Here is a 19,181-nt window from a genome sequence, read left to right as displayed (position 1 = left end):
GGCGCGATGAACCTGACTGCTATCGCCGCCCGCTGCGTACAGCGGCTGCATGCGCCCGCGGTGCGCTGGCTGCTGCTGCTCGCGATTTGTACCGCCTATATTCAGGGCGGATTGGTCAAGGCGTTGAACGTTGAGGGCGCCATCGCCGAAATGACCCACTTCGGCCTGCAGCCGGCGGCGCTGTTCGCCGTGCTGGTGACGCTGCTGGAACTGGCCGCGTCGGCGCTGATCCTGAGCGGCTTTTATCGCTGGCTCGGCGCGTTGGCGCTGGCCGGTTTTACCCTGATGGCGACGCTGATGGCCAATCCGTTCTGGCAGTTCGACGGGGCGGAGCGCGGCCAGATGATGAACGGATTTTTTGAACACCTCGGGCTGGCCGGCGCGCTGTTGCTGGTGGCATTTAACGATTTGAAGGAGCGAACGGATGGCTGAACAGACGGAAAACAAGGCGGCGGCGGGCGGCTTCGCGCCGCTGAAAATCCCATTATTTGCGGTGCTGTGGGGCGCCACGGTGCTCGGCAACGTCGGCAGCTTTATGCGCGACGTCGCCAGCTCGTGGCTGATCACCGACCTGTCGAGCAACCCTTCGGCGGTGGCGCTGATGCAGACCGCCGCTACGCTACCGGTGTTCCTGCTGGCGATCCCGGCCGGGGTATTGTCGGACATCCTCGATCGGCGGCGCTTTCTGATCTTCGTGCAAATTCTGCTGGCCTGCGTCAGCGGCAGCCTGTTGCTGCTGTCGCAGACCGGCGCGCTGACGGTGGAATACCTGCTGGCGCTGACCTTCGTCGGCGGCATCGGCGCGGCGCTGATGGGGCCGACCTGGCAGGCGATCGTGCCGGAGCTGGTACCGCGCACCGAGCTGAAAAACGCCGTGGCGCTGAACTCGCTGGGCATCAACATCGCCCGTTCCATCGGCCCGGCGGCCGGCGGCCTGCTGTTGGCCAGCTTCGGTGCCGGCGCGGCCTACGGCGCGGACGTGATGAGCTATGTGCTGGTGATCGCGGCGCTGCTGTGGTGGAAGCGGCCGAAGGCCGAGGACAGCGGGCTGTCGGAGCATTTCTTCGGTGCCTTCCGCGCCGGCCTGCGTTATGCCCGCTCCAGCCGCGAGCTGCACGTGGTGCTGCTGCGGGCGGCGGTGTTCTTCGCCTTCTCCAGCTCGGTTTGGGCGCTGTTGCCGCTGGTGGCGCGCCGCATGCTGGGCGGCAGTGCCGGTTTCTACGGCGTTCTGCTGGGGGCGGTAGGCGCCGGGGCGATCCTTGGGGCTATTGTGCTGCCGCGTCTGCGCCAGCGGCTGAATGCCGACGGGCTGGTGTTGCTGGCGGCGGTGCTCACCGCCGTGGTGATGGCGGCCCTGTCGCTGGCGCCGCCGCAGTGGCTGGCGGTGGTGCTGCTGCTGGTGCTGGGCGCCGGCTGGATTATCGCGCTGACCACGCTTAACGGCGCGGCGCAGGGCGTGCTGCCCAACTGGGTGCGCGGCCGTGGTCTGGCCATTTACCTGATGGTGTTCAACGGCGCGATGGCGGCGGGCAGCCTGCTGTGGGGACTGGTGGCGCAGGAGCTGGGCGTGGCCGCCACGCTGCTGGTCGGCGGCGTCGGCCTGTTGGCGGCGGGGCTGCTGTTTCACCGCCTGCGTCTGCCGACCGGTGAGGCCGATCTGCAGCCGTCGAACCATTGGCCGGAGCCGTTGGTTAACACGCCGGTTGAAAACGATCGCGGCCCGGTCATGATCCAGGTGGAGTACCGCATCCGCGAACAGGATCGGCCGCAGTTCTTGCGCACGCTGCTGATGCTGGAACGGGCGCGCCGCCGCGATGGCGCTTACGCCTGGGGCATCACCGAGCACACCGGCGATCCGGAATGCATCATGGAGTGGTTCCTGGTGGAGTCCTGGGCGGAGCACCTGCGGCAGCACCAGCGGGTGTCGCACGCCGACGCCGACCTGCAGCAGGAGGCGCTGCGCTTCCACATTGGCCCTGAGAAACCGGTGGTGCATCACTTCCTGTCGCTCGACCGGCGTCAGGTGAAGCATTAACTGCACGGCCAGGCGGCGAGAAGGTGCTATGCTTTTGGTCGGTTCGGCGGCGCGGCCGCCGTAAGACGAATGTAGTCAGCACAGGGAGACACATTGATGACGGCACCTTCTGCTTTTGCCCGCGAGCTTGGGCTGCGCTATCCGATCGTTCAGGGGCCGATGAACGGCGCGTCGCCGCCGGCGTTGGCGGTGGCGGTGAGCAACGCCGGGGCGCTGGGATCGTGCGCGGCGGCGCTGTTTTCACCGGCGGTGATCCTCGAACGGGTGCAGCAGATCCGCGCGCAGACCGCCGCGCCGTTCAACATCAATCTGTTTCTGCTCGATGAGCAGCACCCGGATCTCGCCGAGCTCAAGCGCGCCCAGCACCTGCTGCGGCCGTTCCGCGAAGCGCTGGGGCTGAGTGAGCCGCCCATGCCGATCCAATTCGCCGAAAACAACCGCGACCAGATCGCGGCCCTGTTGGAGGCGGCGCCGCCGGTGGTCAGCTTCACCTTCGGCGTGCTGCCGCGCGCCACGGTCACGCAGTTCAAGAAGGCCGGCTCGCGGGTGATCGGCACCGCCACCACGGTGGCGGAAGCCCGCGCCTGGGAAGAGGCGGGCGCCGACTTCGTGTGCGTCTCGGGCGCGGAGGCGGGCGGCCACCGCCCGACCTTCCTCGGCGACATTGAGCAATCCTGCGTCGGCCTGATGGCCCTGCTGCCGCAGGTGGTGGCGGCGGTGAAGATCCCGGCGATCGCCGCAGGCGGCATCATGAACGGGCGCGGCATCGCAGCGGCGCAATTGCTGGGCGCGCAGGCGGCGCAGCTGGGCACTGCGTTCCTGTGCAGCCCGGAGTCGGGCATCGCCGAAGCCTGGCGGGCGGCGCTGCGCAACGCCGGCGATGACAGCACGCGCCTGACGCGCGCCTTCAGCGGCCGCCCGGCGCGCGGCATCGTCAATGATTTCATGCGGCAGATGCGCGCGGAAGAGGCGCAGATCCTGCCTTATCCGGTGCAGAACGCGCTCACCGGCGATATCCGCCAGGCGGCGGCCAAGGCCGGGCGCGGGGAGTTTATGTCGCTGTGGGCCGGGCAGGGCGTGGGCCTGGCGCGACCGATGCCGGCGGCGGAGCTGGTCGCCACCCTGGCGGCGGAGCTGGAAGCGGTGTGAGCTCGTCTGCGCGATTTATTGCTGTGGCAATGTAAAAAGACGCCGGGGTGAGGCCTGAGAAGAGATGAACAGTCCGGCGTGAAGGCCGGACTGCGGGTTTGCCTTGGCTAGACGAGAATATCGGCGGAAGCGTCGACATGCCCAACGATTTTGACAAGGAAATCAGGTAATTGATTGCCGGAGAGATTGATGGCCAGATCGGTGACATTCTGCTGCGCGTCATAATTCAGTGCCGCTTCATACAACGAGCCGCTTAAACTATCCACGAAGTGCAGCTCGCTCCCGTCGGCCTTAGCCGTCTGGTTGAGCCACGACAGATCGATTTTATCCACCGCCGTCTGGAAATCGCGGATCCAATCCGGCGCGGCGGCTTGGCTGTCGCCGGCTTCGCGGAAGACGAAGGTGTCCGCGCCTGCATTGCCCCAGAGCTGATCGGCGCCGCCGGCACCGTAAATGATGTCGTTGCCTGCACCGCCTTTTAGCGTATTGTTCAGCGCGTTGCCCACTAAAATGTCTGCGCCGCTGCCGCCGATGATATTTTCAATCTGCGCGCCGTAGGCGATGGCGATATTTGCCTTCAAGCCGCCCACATCAGAGAATGCGCCTTCGTTAATGTTGATGCGCTGATCCTGGCTGTAGCCTGAAAAATCCAGCGTGTCATTGCCGCCGGCATCCCAGATAGCCGCCACGATTTTGTCCGTGGACGCCTTAACGCTCAGAAAGTCTCTGTCCGTATTCGAGTTGAAACCATAGGTGGTATCGCCGGTGCGCGTGGTGGTATTCGCGCCGTAAAGCTTCTGTATGGCGGTAATATCATCCAGCTGCGGCCCTGATGGCCAAATGCCTTTATAGTCAGCGCTGGTGTATTGTTCGTTAAAATAGCTCATCAAAGAATATTGATGGTCGTCTTCATAATACTTCGCCGAGTTGGCGTAGGTGGGGTAGGTGGCATTTGACGCATCATAATTGCCGGGATGAGAAAGCCCCAACGCATGCCCTATTTCATGAGTCAGCGTATCCCTGGCGTAGTTATTGGTTTGCGGATTGGAGGCGTCGTAGCCGTTATTGCCGCTGATCCAAATGGTGCTTTTGAGATTGCTCTGCGTACTTTCATACGAGGTGTAATTGCCCCCGCTGGCCGCCTTATAAAAACCAAACTTGATATCTGCATTTTTCGCGTCGTTGCCTTTAACCTCGGTGAACGTGATGTTGGCCACATCCGACCAGGATTGCAATGAAAGCTTGGTTTGGGCTTGCTGGGCGGCGGTAAGCTGCGCGGCGCCCGTCTTGTCGCTGTCGGTATAGACGGGGAAAGAGTAGGTCAAGGTAGCCGCATGGTCGGTCACGCCTTTGCCATTGGCGGAATAATGGCTCCTCAGCAGCAGATCTGAAACCTCTTGCGTGGTATATGACGGTTTACTGCTCCCCGCGTGATCGCCTCTTTCATAACGGGTTAAATAATCGGAAATCTTATCGGTCGCTAATGACATATCAAACTCCTTTGGACGTTGACAATATTGCACCTAACGCTCTATATGCTCGTACACAGGTTTGAAAATCAGGGGTAATTAATGTGATATCATTGGCTTGCCTCCTTGGTCTGGCTTGAATATTGCGTTCAAGCGGAATATATCCTTATCATTAATCACGGTGAGGAATTAATTGTGCACTGTGATTGAGTTAAAGCAGTATAAACACAGTTATTTCATTAATGAGTTATTCTTATATGAATCTTTTACATAAGATATGCGTAAAAGGCGTGCTTAAATAACCAGGTGGAATTAAATGTTTATTTAATATTACACTGTAATTGGCTAGCGGAGTTTACGTGATTGATTTATCTTTTTGCTTTTATTTAGCTTTTATCTGTGAATGGCGGCGAGTAGCCGCCATTGCCGCAATGCATATGGGCGGCTACTCGCCGGCGCTCGGCATTAATTGAGTACGGGATTATTAAGGGCGTCCGCGTACACCGATTAACTTACCTGATACTTAAAAACTGTAGGTGCCCTGCGCCAGCACGAAGTTCATGTTTTTCAGCCCGGCATGTTGCTGCAGGCTGTTGCTGACGTCGAAGTAGACATAGGCCACCTTGAACTGAAGATCGCTGCGCGGTGTCCAGGTCGTTTCAACCTGATACTGGTTGCCGATAAAGCGCGAGCCCTGCGCGCTGCCCTTCACCGGGCGCATTGGCCCGAGGTAGAAGGCATCCTCGCGGCGTTGCCGCCACAACGCGTCCCAGCTGAAGTCGATGGCCAGGGTTTGCCACGGCATAATCGTGACCGAAGGATGGATGGCGATCAGGTTAGCCGGCGCCACCAGCCCGTTCTCGGTCAGGTAGGGCAGCTTGGGGTACATGGCGTTAAAGGTGTTGAGCTGCCCATCGTGACCGTTTTTATCGCCGCTGGCGATGCCAATCTTGCCGCCGAAGCGCGGTTGCCAGCGCCAGTCGTTGACCGTATAGCCGGCGTGCGCCGACGCCGACCAGGCGCGGATGTCACGCTGTTCTGCGCTGCCGAACTGCCAGGCGGCTTCATTATCCCAGTCGAACCCCTGTGCCGCGCCGAAAATGCGTGCGCCGAGGGTATAGCGCCGCTCTTGCCCGCTGAGCTGCGCGTAGTGGACGTCGTTATCCTCAAAGCCGAAGGTGTAGAGATCGAGCGAGGAGGCCAGCGCTGCCAGCGGCGTGGTGCCGTACAGCCCCCAGACCTTTTGGCTGTTGTCAGTATCGTCGTCGAAACTGCCGGTTTTGAGGGTGACGGGATGGCCGATAAAGGCGTCGAGGCGGTTTTTATCCTTGGCCCAACTGGCGCGGATAGCATCGAAGGAACGGCGCACGTTGGGGCCGTCGCGGGTGCCCAGCAGGTGCAGCGAGCCCAGCGCAATCTCCTGGCGGCCGGCCCGCAGGGTGCCGAGGCCGTAGGCGGTGGGCAGTTTTAAGTCCACATAGCCCTGGCCGAGATAAGCATGATCTTCGTCGGTCGGCTTGCGCCCGCGATCGCGCGGGGTGGCCAGCGACGATCCCACCTGCACATAGGCGCCGACATAGTCGCCGTAGTCGAGGCGCGCGCCAACCAGCAAGCGCTGCATGAAAGTGTCGTCGCGTCCGCCGCTCAGATCCCGTTGATCCGTCCATTCATAGCGCTCGCGCAATGAACCGTCGAAAGATAAGGTGGCCGCATCGCCCAACGGGATGTTTTTCCAGGGGGAAGCGGCGGGCTCCGCCGCCAGCGCGGGGAGCGTGGAGAACAGCAACAGTGCGGGTAGCGTGCGTTTCATCATGAATATCCGAAGAAAAAGCGCGCCGCAGCGCGCCTTGGGTTTATTTAGCCGTCTGGTGAATTTCGGCGATATAGCCGCCGGGGAAACGCACCAGCGCCGAGGCGCGGCGTTCCGCCGCCGTCGAATGCCACAGCACCTGCGCGCCGCTGGCCGTCGCTTTGGCCAGCGTGGCCTGCAGATCGTCGACGCCATAGCCGGTGCGCTCATGGCCGAACGGATAAGGCAGATGCCCGTCGGTGACGAAAATGCGCGTTTTGCCGAAGCGGGAGTCCAGTTCGATCTGGCGGATCTTGCCGTTGCCGTTACGGCCGATCGCCGTGTCGCTGACCTGTTCGTCGCTCACGACCTTGCCGTGTGAGAACGCCTGGTAGCTTTTCAGGAAATCGTCGACGCGGTAGGCGGAGAGATACAGGCGGTTTTCCGGCACGCTCAGCAGCGGCTTGTAGTCAGGCGCCTTGGTGTGCCAATAGAGCTGCATGTTGACACCGCCGGGCCATTGGATCACCGCGTCGCGGCCGATCGGATCGTCGAAAGGCGCAACCTGCACATCGGCGCCGGCGGCCCTGGCCTGCCGGATGGCGGCGTCCATATCCCTGACCAGAAAACCGTTGCGCTCGGCGCCGAACGGGTACGGGATCTGCGTTTTGAAATCGAACACCGAGAAGCTGCCGGCCGGCGTCAGTATCAGCTGGGAGTAGGTTTCGCTCGGGGTGGGCGTGACGTTGACCAGCACGCGTTTGGTACTGGTGCCGCCGAAGGTTTTCAGGATGCTGTCGACAAAGGCGTCCATCTTGCCGCGTTCGACGTAGACATGGGTGGTGTCATATTGCGGCCCCACGGCAAGAGGCGCCGTATCGGCCGCCCATGATACGGTAGGGAGCAGTAGCGCAAGGGCCGATATCCTCAGCCGACGAGAAGAAATGCCGATAATATGTTGCATGATGACCTCCAGGTAGCGGTTATTTTCCTGAGTGAAGCGTAATTTCCTATGAGCTTTCCCGTCGGCTGAAAAATAAAAACGAAAAACGCAATGTGCGTCGTGAAACATTAAATAAGGGCGATGTTCTGGCGCCTAAGCGAATATCGCGCAGGTGCAAAATATCTCTTTTTATGGGCGTGGAACGGTGGGGCGCCTTTGCCGGCTCAGCCCGCTATCGCTAAGGAATGGCGGTGGTCATGAGGCCCGCTTCGCCGCGTGTTGAGGTGAATCGAGGATAATCCATAACGGTGTTCTCCTAGATGGGATATATCGCATGAGCCAGCTGAGTTTACGGTCTTCATTGCCGTCTAAATATAAATACAGCATTAAAAGAATTGCCGCCCATCAAATTTTTATATGACTTGTTGAGTAAATACGAATAAGCGGGGAAAGAGAATATCGCGGCTCCTGACAGGGCTGACGTGGAGCGGAAGCGGTGCTGATCTCGGGAGAAAAAACGGCCTGCCAAAGCAGGCCGTTGGGGGGGCGTTACGCCAGATCGAAACGATCGAGGTTCATCACTTTGTTCCAGGCGGCGACGAAGTCGTGGGCGAACTTCTCTTGCGCGTCGGCGCTGCCGTAGACTTCGGCCAGCGCGCGCAGCTGCGCGTGCGAACCGAACACCAGATCGACGCGGGTGCCGGTCCACTTGACCGCGCCGCTGCGGCGATCGCGGCCTTCGAACAGGCCGTCTTCACCGATCGGGTGCCAGGTGGTGCCCATGTCGAGCAGGTTGACGAAGAAGTCGTTGGTCAGCGCCTGCGGCCGCTGGGTGAACACGCCGTGCTGCGTGCCGCCAACGTTGGCGCCGAGCACGCGCAGCCCGCCGACCAGCACCGTCATTTCCGGCGCGGTCAGGGTCAGCAGCTGCGCCTTGTCGACCAGCAGCGTTTCGGCCGGCACGCGGTATTTGCCCTTCAGGAAGTTGCGGAAACCGTCGGCGAGCGGCTCCATCGCCTCGAAGGAGTCCACGTCGGTCTGTTCCTGCGAGGCGTCCATGCGGCCCGGGGCGAACGGCACCGTCAGGGCGAAACCGGCGTTCTTCGCCGCCTGTTCCACGCCCGCCGCGCCGGCTAGCACGATCAGATCCGCCAGCGAGACGCGCTTGCCGCCGGTCTGCGCGTCGTTGAAGGCGCGTTGGATGCTCTCCAGCTTGGCCAGCGTCGCGGCGAGTTGCGCAGGTTGGTTGACCGCCCAGTCCTTTTGCGGCGCCAGGCGAATGCGCGCGCCGTTGGCGCCGCCGCGTTTGTCGGAACCGCGGAAGCTGGAAGCGGAAGCCCAGGCGGTGGAGACCAGCACCGACACCGGCAGGCCGGAAGCCAGCACGGCGTTTTTCAGCGCGGCGATGTCCTGCTCGTCGATCAGCGGATGATCGGCCGCCGGGATCGGATCCTGCCAAATCAGCTCTTCCTGCGGCACTTCCGGGCCGAGGTAGCGCGCGCGCGGCCCCATATCGCGGTGGGTCAGCTTGAACCAGGCGCGGGCGAAGGCGTCGGCCAACTCTTCCGGATGCTCATAGAAACGGCGCGAAATCTTCTCGTAGGCCGGATCGAAGCGCAGCGACAGGTCGGTGGTCAGCATGGTCGGGCGGCGTTTCTTGTTGGGATCGAAGGCGTCGGGAATGGTTTCGCCGATGTCTTTCGCCACCCACTGGTGCGCGCCGGCCGGGCTTTGGGTCAGCTCCCATTCGTATTCGAACAGGTGGCGGAAGAAGTCGTGGTTCCACTGGGTCGGGGTGGTGGTCCAGGTGACTTCCAGGCCGCTGGTGATGGCGTCTTTGCCAACGCCGGTGCCGAAGGTGCTGTGCCAGCCGAGGCCCTGCGACTCCAGCCCGGCGGCTTCCGGATCGGCGCCGACGTTAGACGCCGGGCCGGCGCCGTGGGTCTTGCCGAAGGTGTGGCCGCCGGCGATCAGCGCCACGGTTTCTTCGTCGTTCATCGCCATGCGGGCGAAGGTTTCACGGATGTCGCGTGCGGCGGCCACCGGATCGGGATTGCCGTCCGGGCCTTCCGGGTTGACGTAGATCAGGCCCATCTGCACTGCCGCCAGCGGGTCCTCCAGATCGCGGTCTCCCGAGTAACGGCTGTTTGGCCCGCCGCTCAGCTCCAGCCAGATCTTCTCAGAACCCCAGTAGACGTCGTCCGGCTCCCAGGTGTCGGCGCGGCCGCCGGCATAGCCGAAGGTTTTGAAGCCCATCGATTCCAGCGCCACGTTGCCGGTCAAGATAATCAGGTCTGCCCAGGAGAGGTTGCGGCCGTATTTCTGTTTGATTGGCCACAGCAGGCGACGCGCCTTGTCGAGGCTGACGTTGTCCGGCCAGCTGTTGAGCGGGGCGAAGCGCTGCTGGCCTTCGCCCGCGCCGCCGCGGCCGTCGCCGATGCGGTAGGTGCCGGCGCTGTGCCAGGCCATGCGGATGAACAGGCCGCCGTAGTGGCCGAAGTCTGCCGGCCACCATTCCTGCGAGTCGGTCATCAGGGCGTGCAGATCCTGTTTGACCGCCGCCAGATCGAGACTGTTGAAGGCATCGGCGTAGTTGAAGTCTTTATCCATCGGATCGGACAGGGGGGAATGTTGGTGCAGCGGTTTCAGGCTGAGCTGATTAGGCCACCAATCCTGATTGGTGGGGCCGTTCTGCGGTGCGGGCTGCTTGCCGCCCGAAAACGGGCATTTGCTTTCAGTTGTCATAATGCGCTCTCTGCTTCCATAAAGGTGCTCCAGCCGCCGGGCGTGGAGCGGTTAACAAGGCATGCGGGTAAGGCTTGCGTCGGGTGTTGCGCTAAATAACTGAACTCAATGGATTCGCATCGCCCCGGCCGCTAACGGGCAAAAGGCGACTCATGGCTAAGCTTAGTCAGCGGTGGCGGAGAGATAAAATAGGAATGAGTGAATATTGTGATAGCTTGCGGCGATTTATGGGTGTGCTATTGATAGTCAACACGCCGTGTTATCGGCGCCGCAGCATAACCTTGAGCACCGCGTCCGCCAGCTTGCCGAACGGCGCGCGCAGGAGGTCGGTAAAACGCCAGCGGCTCTGGATAAAGACGCCTTTGGCGTGGCTCAGCGCCCGAAATCCTTCGATGCCGTGACAGGCCCCCATGCCGCTGGGGCCGATGCCGCCGAACGGCAGATCGTCCTGGGCGAAATGCAGTAGGGTGGCGTTAACGCTGACGTTGCCGGAGGTGGTGCGCGCCAGCAGCCGGTCCCGATCCTCGCCCGGCGGACCGAAGTAGTAGAGCGCAAGCGGGCGCGGCCCGGCGTTGATAACGTCGATCGTTTCATCAAAGGCGGCGTAGGTGCGCACCGGCAGCAGCGGCCCGAAGATCTCTTCTTGCATGATCGCGCTGTCATCAGGGGCGCCGACGATAAGCGTAGGGGCCAGCGTGTTCGGCCGTTCAGACGCCGAGTCCGGGCGGTGGCCGACCGGATGGATTTGCGCGCCCCGCGCCTGGGCATCGGCGAGCAGATCGTGCAAGCGGTGGTAGTGCCTGTCGTTGATGATGGCGCCGTAGTCGTCGCCGGTTGGCCCGTCGGGATAAAAGCTTTTAACCGCCGCGTCATAGAGCGCCATGAAGCTTGCCAGATCGTCCTGATGAACCAGCAGGTAATCGGGCGCGATACAGGTTTGGCCCGCGTTTGACAGCTTGCCGAACGCCACGCTCTTGACGTTTCTGGCGTTAACCGCGCCGCGCGCCATGACGGCGGGGCTTTTGCCGCCCAGTTCAAGCGTTAACGGCACCAGATGTTTGCCGGCCGCCTGCATGACCTGACGGCCGATCGCCGTGCTGCCGGTGAACACCAGATGGTCGAACGCCAGCTCGCTGAATTTGGCCCCGACGTCCGGCCCGCCGGTCACGACGGCGACCTCATCGGCGGGAAACAGCGCCGCCAGCATCGTTTCGATGAGGCGGCTGGTATGTGGCGTGAGCTCCGAAGGTTTCAGCATCACGCGGTTGCCGGCGGCCAGCGCGGTGGCCAGCGGGATGAAGGTCAACGAGAAGGGATAGTTCCACGGCGCCATGATGCCAATCACGCCCTTGGGCTGATATTGCACATAGGCGCGTGCGGCCTGATACGGCAGGGCGACGTGGCGGCGCTCCGGCTTCATGAAGCGTTTCAGGTTGCGCAGCAGGTAATCGATCGCCTGAACGGTAACCAGAATCTCCAGAATGTCGGTTTCGTAAGGCGAACGGTGGCCGAAGTCCGCGCTGACGGCCGCCGCCAGCGCGGCGCGCTGGGCCAGAATGGCGCTTCGCAAGCGGCGCAGGGCGGCCTTGCGCTGTTGCATCGTCGGCGCGCCGTCGCGCAGGAAGGCGTGGCGCTGGGCGGCAAGCCACGGCTCCATCGTCATGAGGATGTCATCTCCCTGCACTTGAATTCTCCTGATGCCGATCGCGTTACTGAGGGAAATACCGCTTGCCGGGCCACTATTGACCTTAAAGTGAACTTTAAACCTATACTCGTTAAACGATCAACGCAAGATCGTCGGCCAACCGGGATGAGGGAGCCAGAGATCCCGGCGCCGCGCGCAGTATAAACCTTCTTTTTTAACCATAGTGTAAATGGGAGAAACGACATGGGTTATGTAACGACCAGCGATGGCGTCGAGATTTTCTACAAGGATTGGGGCCCAAAAAACGGCAAGGTTATCTACTTCCACCACGGTTGGCCGCTGTCCAGCGATGACTGGGATGCCCAGATGCTGTTCTTCGTGAACAAAGGGTTCCGCGTGGTTGCGCACGATCGCCGCGGCCACGGCCGCTCCAGCCAGGTGTGGGAAGGGCACGACATGGATCATTACGCCGATGACGTCGCCGCGGTGGTAAAACACCTGGGCGTGCAGGGCGCCATGCACGTAGGCCACTCGACCGGCGGTGGCGAGGTGGTGCGCTATATCGTGCGCCACGGCGAGGACAAGGTGTCCAAAGCGGTGCTGATCAGCGCGGTGCCGCCGCTGATGGTGAAAACCGACGCCAATCCGCAGGGCACCCCAAAATCGGTATTCGATGATTTCCAGGCGCAGCTGGCCGCCAACCGGGCGCAGTTCTATTACGACGTGCCGGCCGGCCCGTTCTATGGCTATAACCGCCCGGGTGCCAAACCGTCGGAGGCGATTATCTGGAACTGGTGGCGGCAGGGCATGATGGGTGGCGCCAAGGCGCACTATGACGGCATCGTCGCCTTCTCGCAGACCGATTTCACCGAAGATCTCAAGAAGATTGCCATTCCGGTGCTGGTGATCCACGGCGATGACGACCAGGTGGTGCCTTATCAGGATTCCGGCGTGCTCTCGGCCAAGCTGGTGCAAAACGGCACGCTCCATACCTATAAGGGCGCGCCGCACGGCATCCCGACCACCCATGCCGATCAGGTCAACGCCGATCTGCTGGCGTTCGTGAACAGTTAAGCGCGAACAAGCACTTTTGCTCCGCCCTGAGTGGGCGGAGCTTTTTTCATTACGATGAGGAACGGAAATGCAAACGATCCTGGGCGCCAGTGGCCAGATCGCCCAAGAGCTGGCGCGTGAACTGAAGCGCGCGTACACCGATGATTTAAGATTGGTCAGCCGCAACCCGAAGAAGGTCAACGACAGCGATACGCTGGTCGCGGCCGACCTGCTCGACGCGCAGCAGACCCTGGCGGCGGTGAAGGGCAGCGACGTGGTGTATTTCGCCGCCGGCCTGCCGCCGGATTCGGCGCTGTGGGAGCGGCAATTTCCGACCATGCTGCAGAATGCGCTGGACGCCAGCCGTACCGCAGGCGTGCCCTTCGTCTATTTCGACAATACTTACATGTATCCGCAGAACGGCGAACTGCAGACGGAATCGACGCCGTTCGCGCCACGGGGCCGCAAGGGACGGGTGCGCGCTCTGATGACCGAGAAGGTGCTCGACGAGATGAAGCGCAAGCAGATCCCCGTGCTGATCGGCCGTGCTCCTGAGTTTTATGGGCCGGGGAAAACGCAGAGCTTCACCAACGCGTTGATCGTCGACAGGCTGAAAGCGGGGGGAAAACCGCGCGTGCCGGTTCGCGACGACAGGCTGCGCACGATGATCTGGACGCCCGACGCCAGCCGCGGGTTAGCCCGGCTCGGCAATACGCCCGACGCGTTCGGCCAGACGTGGCATTTGCCGTGCTGCGACGAACGGCTCACCTATGCGCAGTTCGCCGCCTTGGCCTGCGAGGTGTTTGGGAAGGACATTTCATATTCCGTCATCGGCAAATGGGCGTTGATCGCCGCAGGGCTGGTTTCATCCGGAGCGCGTGAGATGCGCGAGCTGCTGCCGCGCTACGAGCACGACAACCTGTTCGACTCGACCAAGTTCAAGCAGCGCTTTCCCGACTTCGCCGTCACGACGTATCGCGCCGGGCTGGAAACGATTTGGCGGGAGTGGAAGAACGCGCAAGCGCGGCGTTAAGATACCCGCCGCGCCAGGGCTAGCCATAGCGCGCTACGCTGGGCTGCCGGCCCACTCGAGCCATTAAGCGAGCCTCGCCCCTCACCGGGCGGGGCTTTTTATTGGCTACGGGAGAGCGGATCACCAGTGATAGCTGATGCCCATATCAAGCTTGTCCGACGCATCGACGCCGGCTGCGTGCTGAGAAAGGTTATTGAATTCATAGTTAATAAATACCTGCATGTTGCTATTAAGCAACCAGGTCACCCCCAGCTCCTCGTAGTTCAATAAGTCGGTGTTGCAGCCTGCCCGGGCCTGTATCAAGCGGGTATAGCCGATGTTGGGCTGAATATGGTCCGTCAGCCGGTATTTGACGAGCGCTTCATAACTTGACGCCGAGCCGCGGTTAGCGGTTTGTTGCGGGCTGATGGCGTTGTCGCTTTGGGTGAACACGGCCGCAAGATAGATTTTTTTCGACGTATAGAGAACCCCTTCGGCCAGCGTATCGATGTGTCGGCGATAGCCGGCGGCGTGTTGCTGCCGCTGCGTGGTTTGAGACGCCGAGGCGGCGGCGATGAGGCTGAGCGTCGGCGTCAGCGCATAACGGAACGAGGCGCCGAAGCCGTTGCCGTTTTGTTTGCCCGGCGCTTGCCGATCGTCGCCGTCTTTGAACTGATATTGCAACGCGAGGGCGGCGCGCCGCTGAAACAGGCTGAAAGTTTGGCGGTAGGTGAGCAGGTTATGCGCCCGGCCGCGCATAAAGTTATCGATGTAGTTGTACGCCATTTCCCTAAACAGCGGGGAGCGATCGGTCAGGGCGGTCACATCATAAAGCACGCCCCAGTTGCGGCCGATATCGAGGCTGCCCAGGGTGGCGTTTTGCACGCCGATATAGGCGAGCCGGGTGCTGTTGCGAGTCGCGTCGGCGAAGCTGACGGTATATTCCCAGTGGGCGTAGGCCTGCCAGCGCGGCGCGATCTTTTTTTTGCCTATCAGGCCGAAATAGAGGTAGCTGCGGTCGCCGTCGTCGCGTTCGTTTTGGCCGCTGTAGCGTCTGGCGATAATCGTGCCGTAGAAATTCAGGCTGTTTTGCTGCGATCCCGTCAACGACACGGCGAAGGCGCCGCGCGGCAACAGGGCCAGCAGGGGGAACAGCATGCCCGCCGAAAAATAACGAGGATTGCGTTTTATCATGATGGCACCGTCCCTGTGCGCGGCAAGCCCGTGTGCTTGCCGCCCCGGCGAAGCTTAAGCGTGCGTTTCGCGTTTAAAGTAACTGACGATCCCCTGAGCGATCGCCGTGGCAATTTTATTTTGGAAGGCGGGGGTGCCGAGCAGCCTTTCTTCCTCAGGGTTGGTGATGAAAGAGGTTTCCACCAAGACGGAAGGAATATACGGGGACTTTAAGACCACGAAGGCCGCCTGTTCGGTATTTTTGGCATGCAAGTGATGGATGGGCGCAATATGCTGAATCAGGTGCGAGCCCAGCGCCAGGCTCTCTTTGATCGTTTCCGTCTGCTCCAAATCAAACAGTATCTTCTGCAAATAGCGGTCTTTCTTGATGACGTTGGGGCCGGCGAGATCGTCCGCCGCGTTTTCACTGTTCGATAAGTATTTCGCCATCGCGCTGCTGGCGCCTTTATTGGAAAGCGCAAAAACCGACGCGCCGCAGGCACTGGGGCAGGTAAAGCCGTCGGCGTGGATGGACATGAAAAGATCGGCGCCATGCCGGTGCGCGATCTCCACCCGATCGTACAGCGGAATAAAAACGTCGCTGTCGCGCGTCAGGCGGGCATCGATGCCGTGTCGATCAAGCTGTGCACGCACATTTCTGGCGATCTCCAGAACGACATGTTTTTCCAGCGAACCGGTGTGGCCAATGGCGCCGGAGTCGATGCCGCCATGACCGGGATCCAACATGACCAGGAATCGTTTTCGCGCCCCCTGAGGGCCCGCCTGTTTTTTGGGGCGTGGCAAGCCGTGGGCGTGAGCCAGCGGGGAAACGGCGCCGTTCAGCGCCAGGGCCGCCAACCCTGCCAACATCATTCTGCGGCGAGATAACCGGGTGTTCAAAAGGTCCGTCTTAGCCATAAGGTTAACCAGCATAAAAGGAAAGGGTGTTTTTGTTATAACATAACAATTTCACGCGCCGGCGGGGTTGTCTGTTAGCGGCTGTTACTTTTAATGTCATTCCTTAAATTCACTGGTTTTTTATACTGCATTTATTTTGTTTATTGAATGTTTATATTGATATAAATTTGTTTTGCATTTGTTAATTCTTATTTTGACAAACTATTTAATCTAATATTTCAAATGAGATTTATTCTCCTCTTTAATTGATATGTTATAACATAAACATTAAAACGGATAAAAAACGGGGTCTTTGCCGCCGGCATGAAGCTACTCACGTTTTTGGAGCGTTAACATGACTTTTAAACACCAGGAAAAAGAGACACTAAATATATTCGCCGTTCTCGCGGTCTCGTTAAGCACGGTCATCGCCATGCTCGACAGTACCATCGCCAACGTGGCATTGCCGGTTATCGCCAAAGATTTCGGCGTTTCCGAATCGGCCTCCATCATGATTATTAATGCCTACCAGTTTGCCGTTGTCGCCTCTTTGATGCCCTTCGCGGCGCTGGGCCGCGCGGTGGGCAATAAAAAGATCTTTATAGCCGGGGTGGTGCTGTTCGCTTTTTCATCCTTGGGCTGCGCGCTGTCCACGACGCTGTCGATGCTGACGGCATTCAGGGTGATACAGGGCTTCGGTGCGGCGGCGGTACTCAGCGTCAATGCGGCGCTGATCAAGGAGATATACCCGGAAAGGCTGCTGGGGCGCGGTCTGGGGATTAATGTGATGGTGGTGTCGGTTTCCGCCGCCGCCGGGCCGTCCATCGCCTCGGCGATACTTTCTCAGACGAGCTGGAACTGGCTGTTTACCATCAATGTTCCCATCGCCTGCCTGTCGCTGCTGCTGAGCCTGATCTTCCTGGCCCCCCGCGAGCGGCGCAGCGGTGGATTCGACAGCGGCGGGGCTCTGTTGGTGTTTGTGCTGTTCATCGCTTTCTCGCTCAGCACGATGAGTATGACCACCCACCATCTGCCGGCGGCGGCGCTCAGCTTTGCGGTATTCGCCGGGCTGGCCGGGTGGCTGTACATCAATCAGAAAAGAAAGGCCAACGCCGCGCTGATCCCGGTCGCGATGCTGCATAACCCGACGCTGTCATTGTCTTTGCTGATGTCGATGCTGTCTTACAGCACCCAGCTTTTGGCTTTTGTATCGCTGCCTTTCTATTTCCACAATGTCCTGCAAAGAAACGTGGTGGACATCGGTCTGCTGCTGACCGCCTGGCCGCTGGCCACCATGGCGTCTTCGCTGATTTCCGGTGATTTGGCCAAGAAATACGATCCCAATCTTGTTGCCCTCTCGGGCCTCGCCTGTCTGCTGGCAGGCATGCTGCTGATGGCCAATTTGCCCAGCGATCCGTCGAATGGGGCGATCGTATGGCGCGTGGCGCTGTGCGGCATCGGTTTCGGCCTGTTTCAATCACCGAACAACCTGCTGATCATGACCTCTGTGTCCCATGAAAACAGCAGCATCGCCAGCGGCCTGTTGGGCAGCTCCCGATTGATCGGGCAAATCGTCGGTTCGGCGTTAGTGGCGATTTTCTTCAATATGCGCGGCGCGCAAGCGACGAATATCAGTTTAATGGCGGGGGCGGCATTCTCGTTCCTTTCTCTGGTCGTGAGCTATATGCGCTTCAAGTCCGCCGTTACGTTAAAAACCAGCAAATAGAAGCACGAGGTTTCCCATGCGATTTATCCCATTAGTGCCGTTGGTTATCGGGATGGCGGCGTTTTCCCTTGCCGGCTGTACGACCTACCACGACGTGGCATTGCAACAAAAAGAGGCGGGGCTCAATAGCCCGTATTACCTGCTGCAGCCGCCGGTCTATGTCGGCGACCAGTTGAAATATGGCCTGAAGGACGGCAGCGGCGGCGAGCTGACGGTGGCGAAGGTTGAACCTAAAGACATCGTCGCCGACAGTGGAAAAATCATTCCCCTGGCAGAGCTTTCTTTCCTGCAACGAAAAGACCTTTCCACGGGAAAAACCGCCGCGTTGGTTGGCGGCGGCGCGGTAGCCACCACGGCAATCGTCTTTGTGGCCGGGATAACCATTATGGCAGCAGGCATCGCCGCGTCGGCCTAATACAGCCCATCGACGCGCGCCGCCGAGCGTGCGCGCAGGAGGCACCATGTGCGTAACAGTGAAATTTATCGCCACCGCGCTGCTGGCCCTATTTGCCTTGCCGACGGTGCCTTGCGCCGGCGCCAGCCTGCCGGCGGCGGCCGAGCCGTTGCAAAGCGCGGCGACGCAAACGCTGCCCGGCAGCTACCCGCGGATCGTCATCACCGGCAACTGCCCCTTCGGCGTGATCCTGGCGAACGAGGCGGCCTATCGGCATGTCGTCGGCGTGGGGCCCTGGGCGTTCATGCATGCCGATAGGCATGTGTTGAAGGACATGAAGCCGGATATCGGCAGGATCACGTCCGATTTCATCAATAAGGACTATCGGGTCAACATGGAGTCGTTAATGAATCTGCGGCCCGACATCATTTATTACTACGGCAAAAGCCAGGACGATCGGCTGGAAAGGGCGGGCGTGATGACGGTCGATCTGGACGCCGGCGGGAAGACCAAATACCAGCCGATGGTTACCCAGGTGTATTGGGAAAATACCTTCGCCGACACCCTCGGCCTGCCGCGTACGCATAAATTCAAAGACGCCTGGGAAAAGACCCTGAAACAGATCCGCCCCTATGCCGCCGCCATCCGCGCGCAGCACGTCAGGGCGTTATATCTGGAAGAAAGCGACGGCAGGCAGCTGAAGGTGAGCGGCCCACACACCTACGGCGACACCTATCTGAAAATGGCCGGCATGGACAACGTCGCCGGGGATTTGCCGGTAAAAGGGGATGCCGGCAGGTACATCAACGTTTCGATGGAGCAAATCATGGCCTGGGACCCGGATGTGATTTTCGTGGTGTTCGGCAGCGCCAAAGCGCTGCTGCACGGGGGGATCCCCGGCCAGGCGTGGGAGACGCTCAGGGCGGTGAAAAACGGCAAGGTTTTCTCGACGCCGGTGGGCATTCACAACTGGGGGGGCCTGTCGGCGGAAACGTCACTGCTGCCGCTGTTTATGATCAACCGGTATGCCCCTGAAGACATTAGCGACAAAACGCTGCGGGAGGAGACGCGTCGCTATTATCAGACGATGTTCTCTTATGCGATCCCGGACCGGTTGCTGGATGAGGTGCTGGCGCAACGCTAGTGCCACG

At 60.6% G+C, this 19,181-nt stretch carries 15 protein-coding genes; 8 read left to right on the top strand and 7 right to left on the bottom strand.

Features of this window, described 5'->3' with window-relative positions; translation table 11 throughout:
• The first annotated feature begins 6 nt into the window (after window positions 1-6).
• The 3 genes from ACSJLU_RS16295 to ACSJLU_RS16285 all read left to right on the top strand — a co-directional run bounded on the left by ACSJLU_RS16295 (window position 7) and on the right by ACSJLU_RS16285 (window position 3,184).
• Window positions 7-432, top strand: coding sequence for a DoxX family protein (locus ACSJLU_RS16295; protein ID WP_043143109.1), 426 nt, complete (start codon window positions 7-9; stop codon window positions 430-432).
• Window positions 425-2,035 carry an MFS transporter gene (locus tag ACSJLU_RS16290; protein WP_049203315.1) on the top strand — a complete coding sequence of 537 codons (1,611 nt, stop codon included), beginning with the start codon at window positions 425-427 and terminating at the stop codon, window positions 2,033-2,035. Before ACSJLU_RS16295 ends, ACSJLU_RS16290 begins: the two co-directional genes overlap by 8 nt.
• Window positions 2,036-2,131: 96 nt before the next feature.
• On the top strand, window positions 2,132-3,184 hold the full coding sequence (locus ACSJLU_RS16285) for an NAD(P)H-dependent flavin oxidoreductase (RefSeq protein WP_049209250.1): 1,053 nt from the start codon (window positions 2,132-2,134) through the stop codon (window positions 3,182-3,184).
• Between the two features lie 107 nt (window positions 3,185-3,291).
• Here ACSJLU_RS16285 and ACSJLU_RS16280 read toward each other — a convergent pair whose 3' ends face one another.
• From ACSJLU_RS16280 to ACSJLU_RS16260, 5 genes are all read right to left on the bottom strand, one after another.
• On the bottom strand, window positions 3,292-4,674 hold the full coding sequence (locus ACSJLU_RS16280) for a serralysin family metalloprotease (RefSeq protein ID WP_197825209.1): 1,383 nt from the start codon (window positions 4,672-4,674) through the stop codon (window positions 3,292-3,294).
• Between the two features lie 502 nt (window positions 4,675-5,176).
• Window positions 5,177-6,466 (bottom strand): alginate export family protein, encoded by a 1,290-nt coding sequence (locus ACSJLU_RS16275; protein ID WP_043143120.1) that lies wholly within the window; start codon window positions 6,464-6,466, stop codon window positions 5,177-5,179.
• Between the two features lie 40 nt (window positions 6,467-6,506).
• Entirely contained in the window at window positions 6,507-7,406 is a 900-nt protein-coding gene (locus ACSJLU_RS16270) for a glyoxalase (RefSeq protein WP_380824637.1), read from the bottom strand.
• 528 nt (window positions 7,407-7,934) lie between these two features.
• Window positions 7,935-10,130, bottom strand: coding sequence for a catalase/peroxidase HPI (gene katG / locus ACSJLU_RS16265; RefSeq protein ID WP_197825211.1), 2,196 nt, complete (start codon window positions 10,128-10,130; stop codon window positions 7,935-7,937).
• 259 nt (window positions 10,131-10,389) lie between these two features.
• The gene (locus ACSJLU_RS16260; protein ID WP_380824641.1) at window positions 10,390-11,814 is read right to left on the bottom strand and encodes a coniferyl aldehyde dehydrogenase; all 1,425 of its coding nucleotides are present in this window, start codon (window positions 11,812-11,814) and stop codon (window positions 10,390-10,392) included.
• Window positions 11,815-12,018: 204 nt separating this feature from the next.
• On the opposite strand from ACSJLU_RS16260, the gene ACSJLU_RS16255 reads away from it, so the two are divergent.
• Together ACSJLU_RS16255 and ACSJLU_RS16250 are read left to right on the top strand one after the other, a co-directional pair.
• Window positions 12,019-12,849, top strand: a complete 831-nt coding sequence (locus ACSJLU_RS16255) for an alpha/beta fold hydrolase (RefSeq protein WP_025303474.1) — start codon at window positions 12,019-12,021, stop codon at window positions 12,847-12,849.
• 67 nt (window positions 12,850-12,916) lie between these two features.
• Window positions 12,917-13,861, top strand: coding sequence for an NAD-dependent epimerase/dehydratase family protein (locus tag ACSJLU_RS16250; RefSeq protein WP_380824648.1), 945 nt, complete (start codon window positions 12,917-12,919; stop codon window positions 13,859-13,861).
• Between the two features lie 120 nt (window positions 13,862-13,981).
• Here the strand turns inward: ACSJLU_RS16250 and ACSJLU_RS16245 are convergent, their stop codons facing one another.
• Both ACSJLU_RS16245 and amiA read right to left on the bottom strand, forming a co-directional pair.
• Window positions 13,982-15,034 carry a porin gene (locus ACSJLU_RS16245; RefSeq protein ID WP_151429218.1) on the bottom strand — a complete coding sequence of 351 codons (1,053 nt, stop codon included), beginning with the start codon at window positions 15,032-15,034 and terminating at the stop codon, window positions 13,982-13,984.
• 54 nt (window positions 15,035-15,088) lie between these two features.
• Window positions 15,089-15,931: an N-acetylmuramoyl-L-alanine amidase AmiA gene (amiA, locus tag ACSJLU_RS16240; RefSeq protein WP_167324434.1), complete on the bottom strand. Its 843-nt coding sequence runs from the start codon at window positions 15,929-15,931 to the stop codon at window positions 15,089-15,091.
• Window positions 15,932-16,265: 334 nt separating this feature from the next.
• Between amiA and ACSJLU_RS16235 the strand changes: the two genes are divergently transcribed.
• The 3 genes from ACSJLU_RS16235 to ACSJLU_RS16225 are packed head-to-tail and all read left to right on the top strand — an operon-like array spanning window position 16,266 to window position 19,174.
• Entirely contained in the window at window positions 16,266-17,636 is a 1,371-nt protein-coding gene (locus ACSJLU_RS16235; RefSeq protein ID WP_025303470.1) for an MFS transporter, read from the top strand.
• A gap of 16 nt (window positions 17,637-17,652) precedes the next feature.
• Window positions 17,653-18,051, top strand: coding sequence for a hypothetical protein (locus tag ACSJLU_RS16230; protein ID WP_025303469.1), 399 nt, complete (start codon window positions 17,653-17,655; stop codon window positions 18,049-18,051).
• Window positions 18,052-18,097: 46 nt separating this feature from the next.
• Window positions 18,098-19,174 carry an ABC transporter substrate-binding protein gene (locus ACSJLU_RS16225; RefSeq protein WP_025303468.1) on the top strand — a complete coding sequence of 359 codons (1,077 nt, stop codon included), beginning with the start codon at window positions 18,098-18,100 and terminating at the stop codon, window positions 19,172-19,174.
• Window positions 19,175-19,181 lie beyond the last annotated feature (7 nt).

Source organism: Serratia bockelmannii (assembly GCF_051803255.1).
Taxonomy (GTDB): Bacteria; Pseudomonadota; Gammaproteobacteria; order Enterobacterales; family Enterobacteriaceae; genus Serratia; species Serratia bockelmannii.
This window is presented reverse-complemented; position numbering and strand designations above follow the sequence as displayed.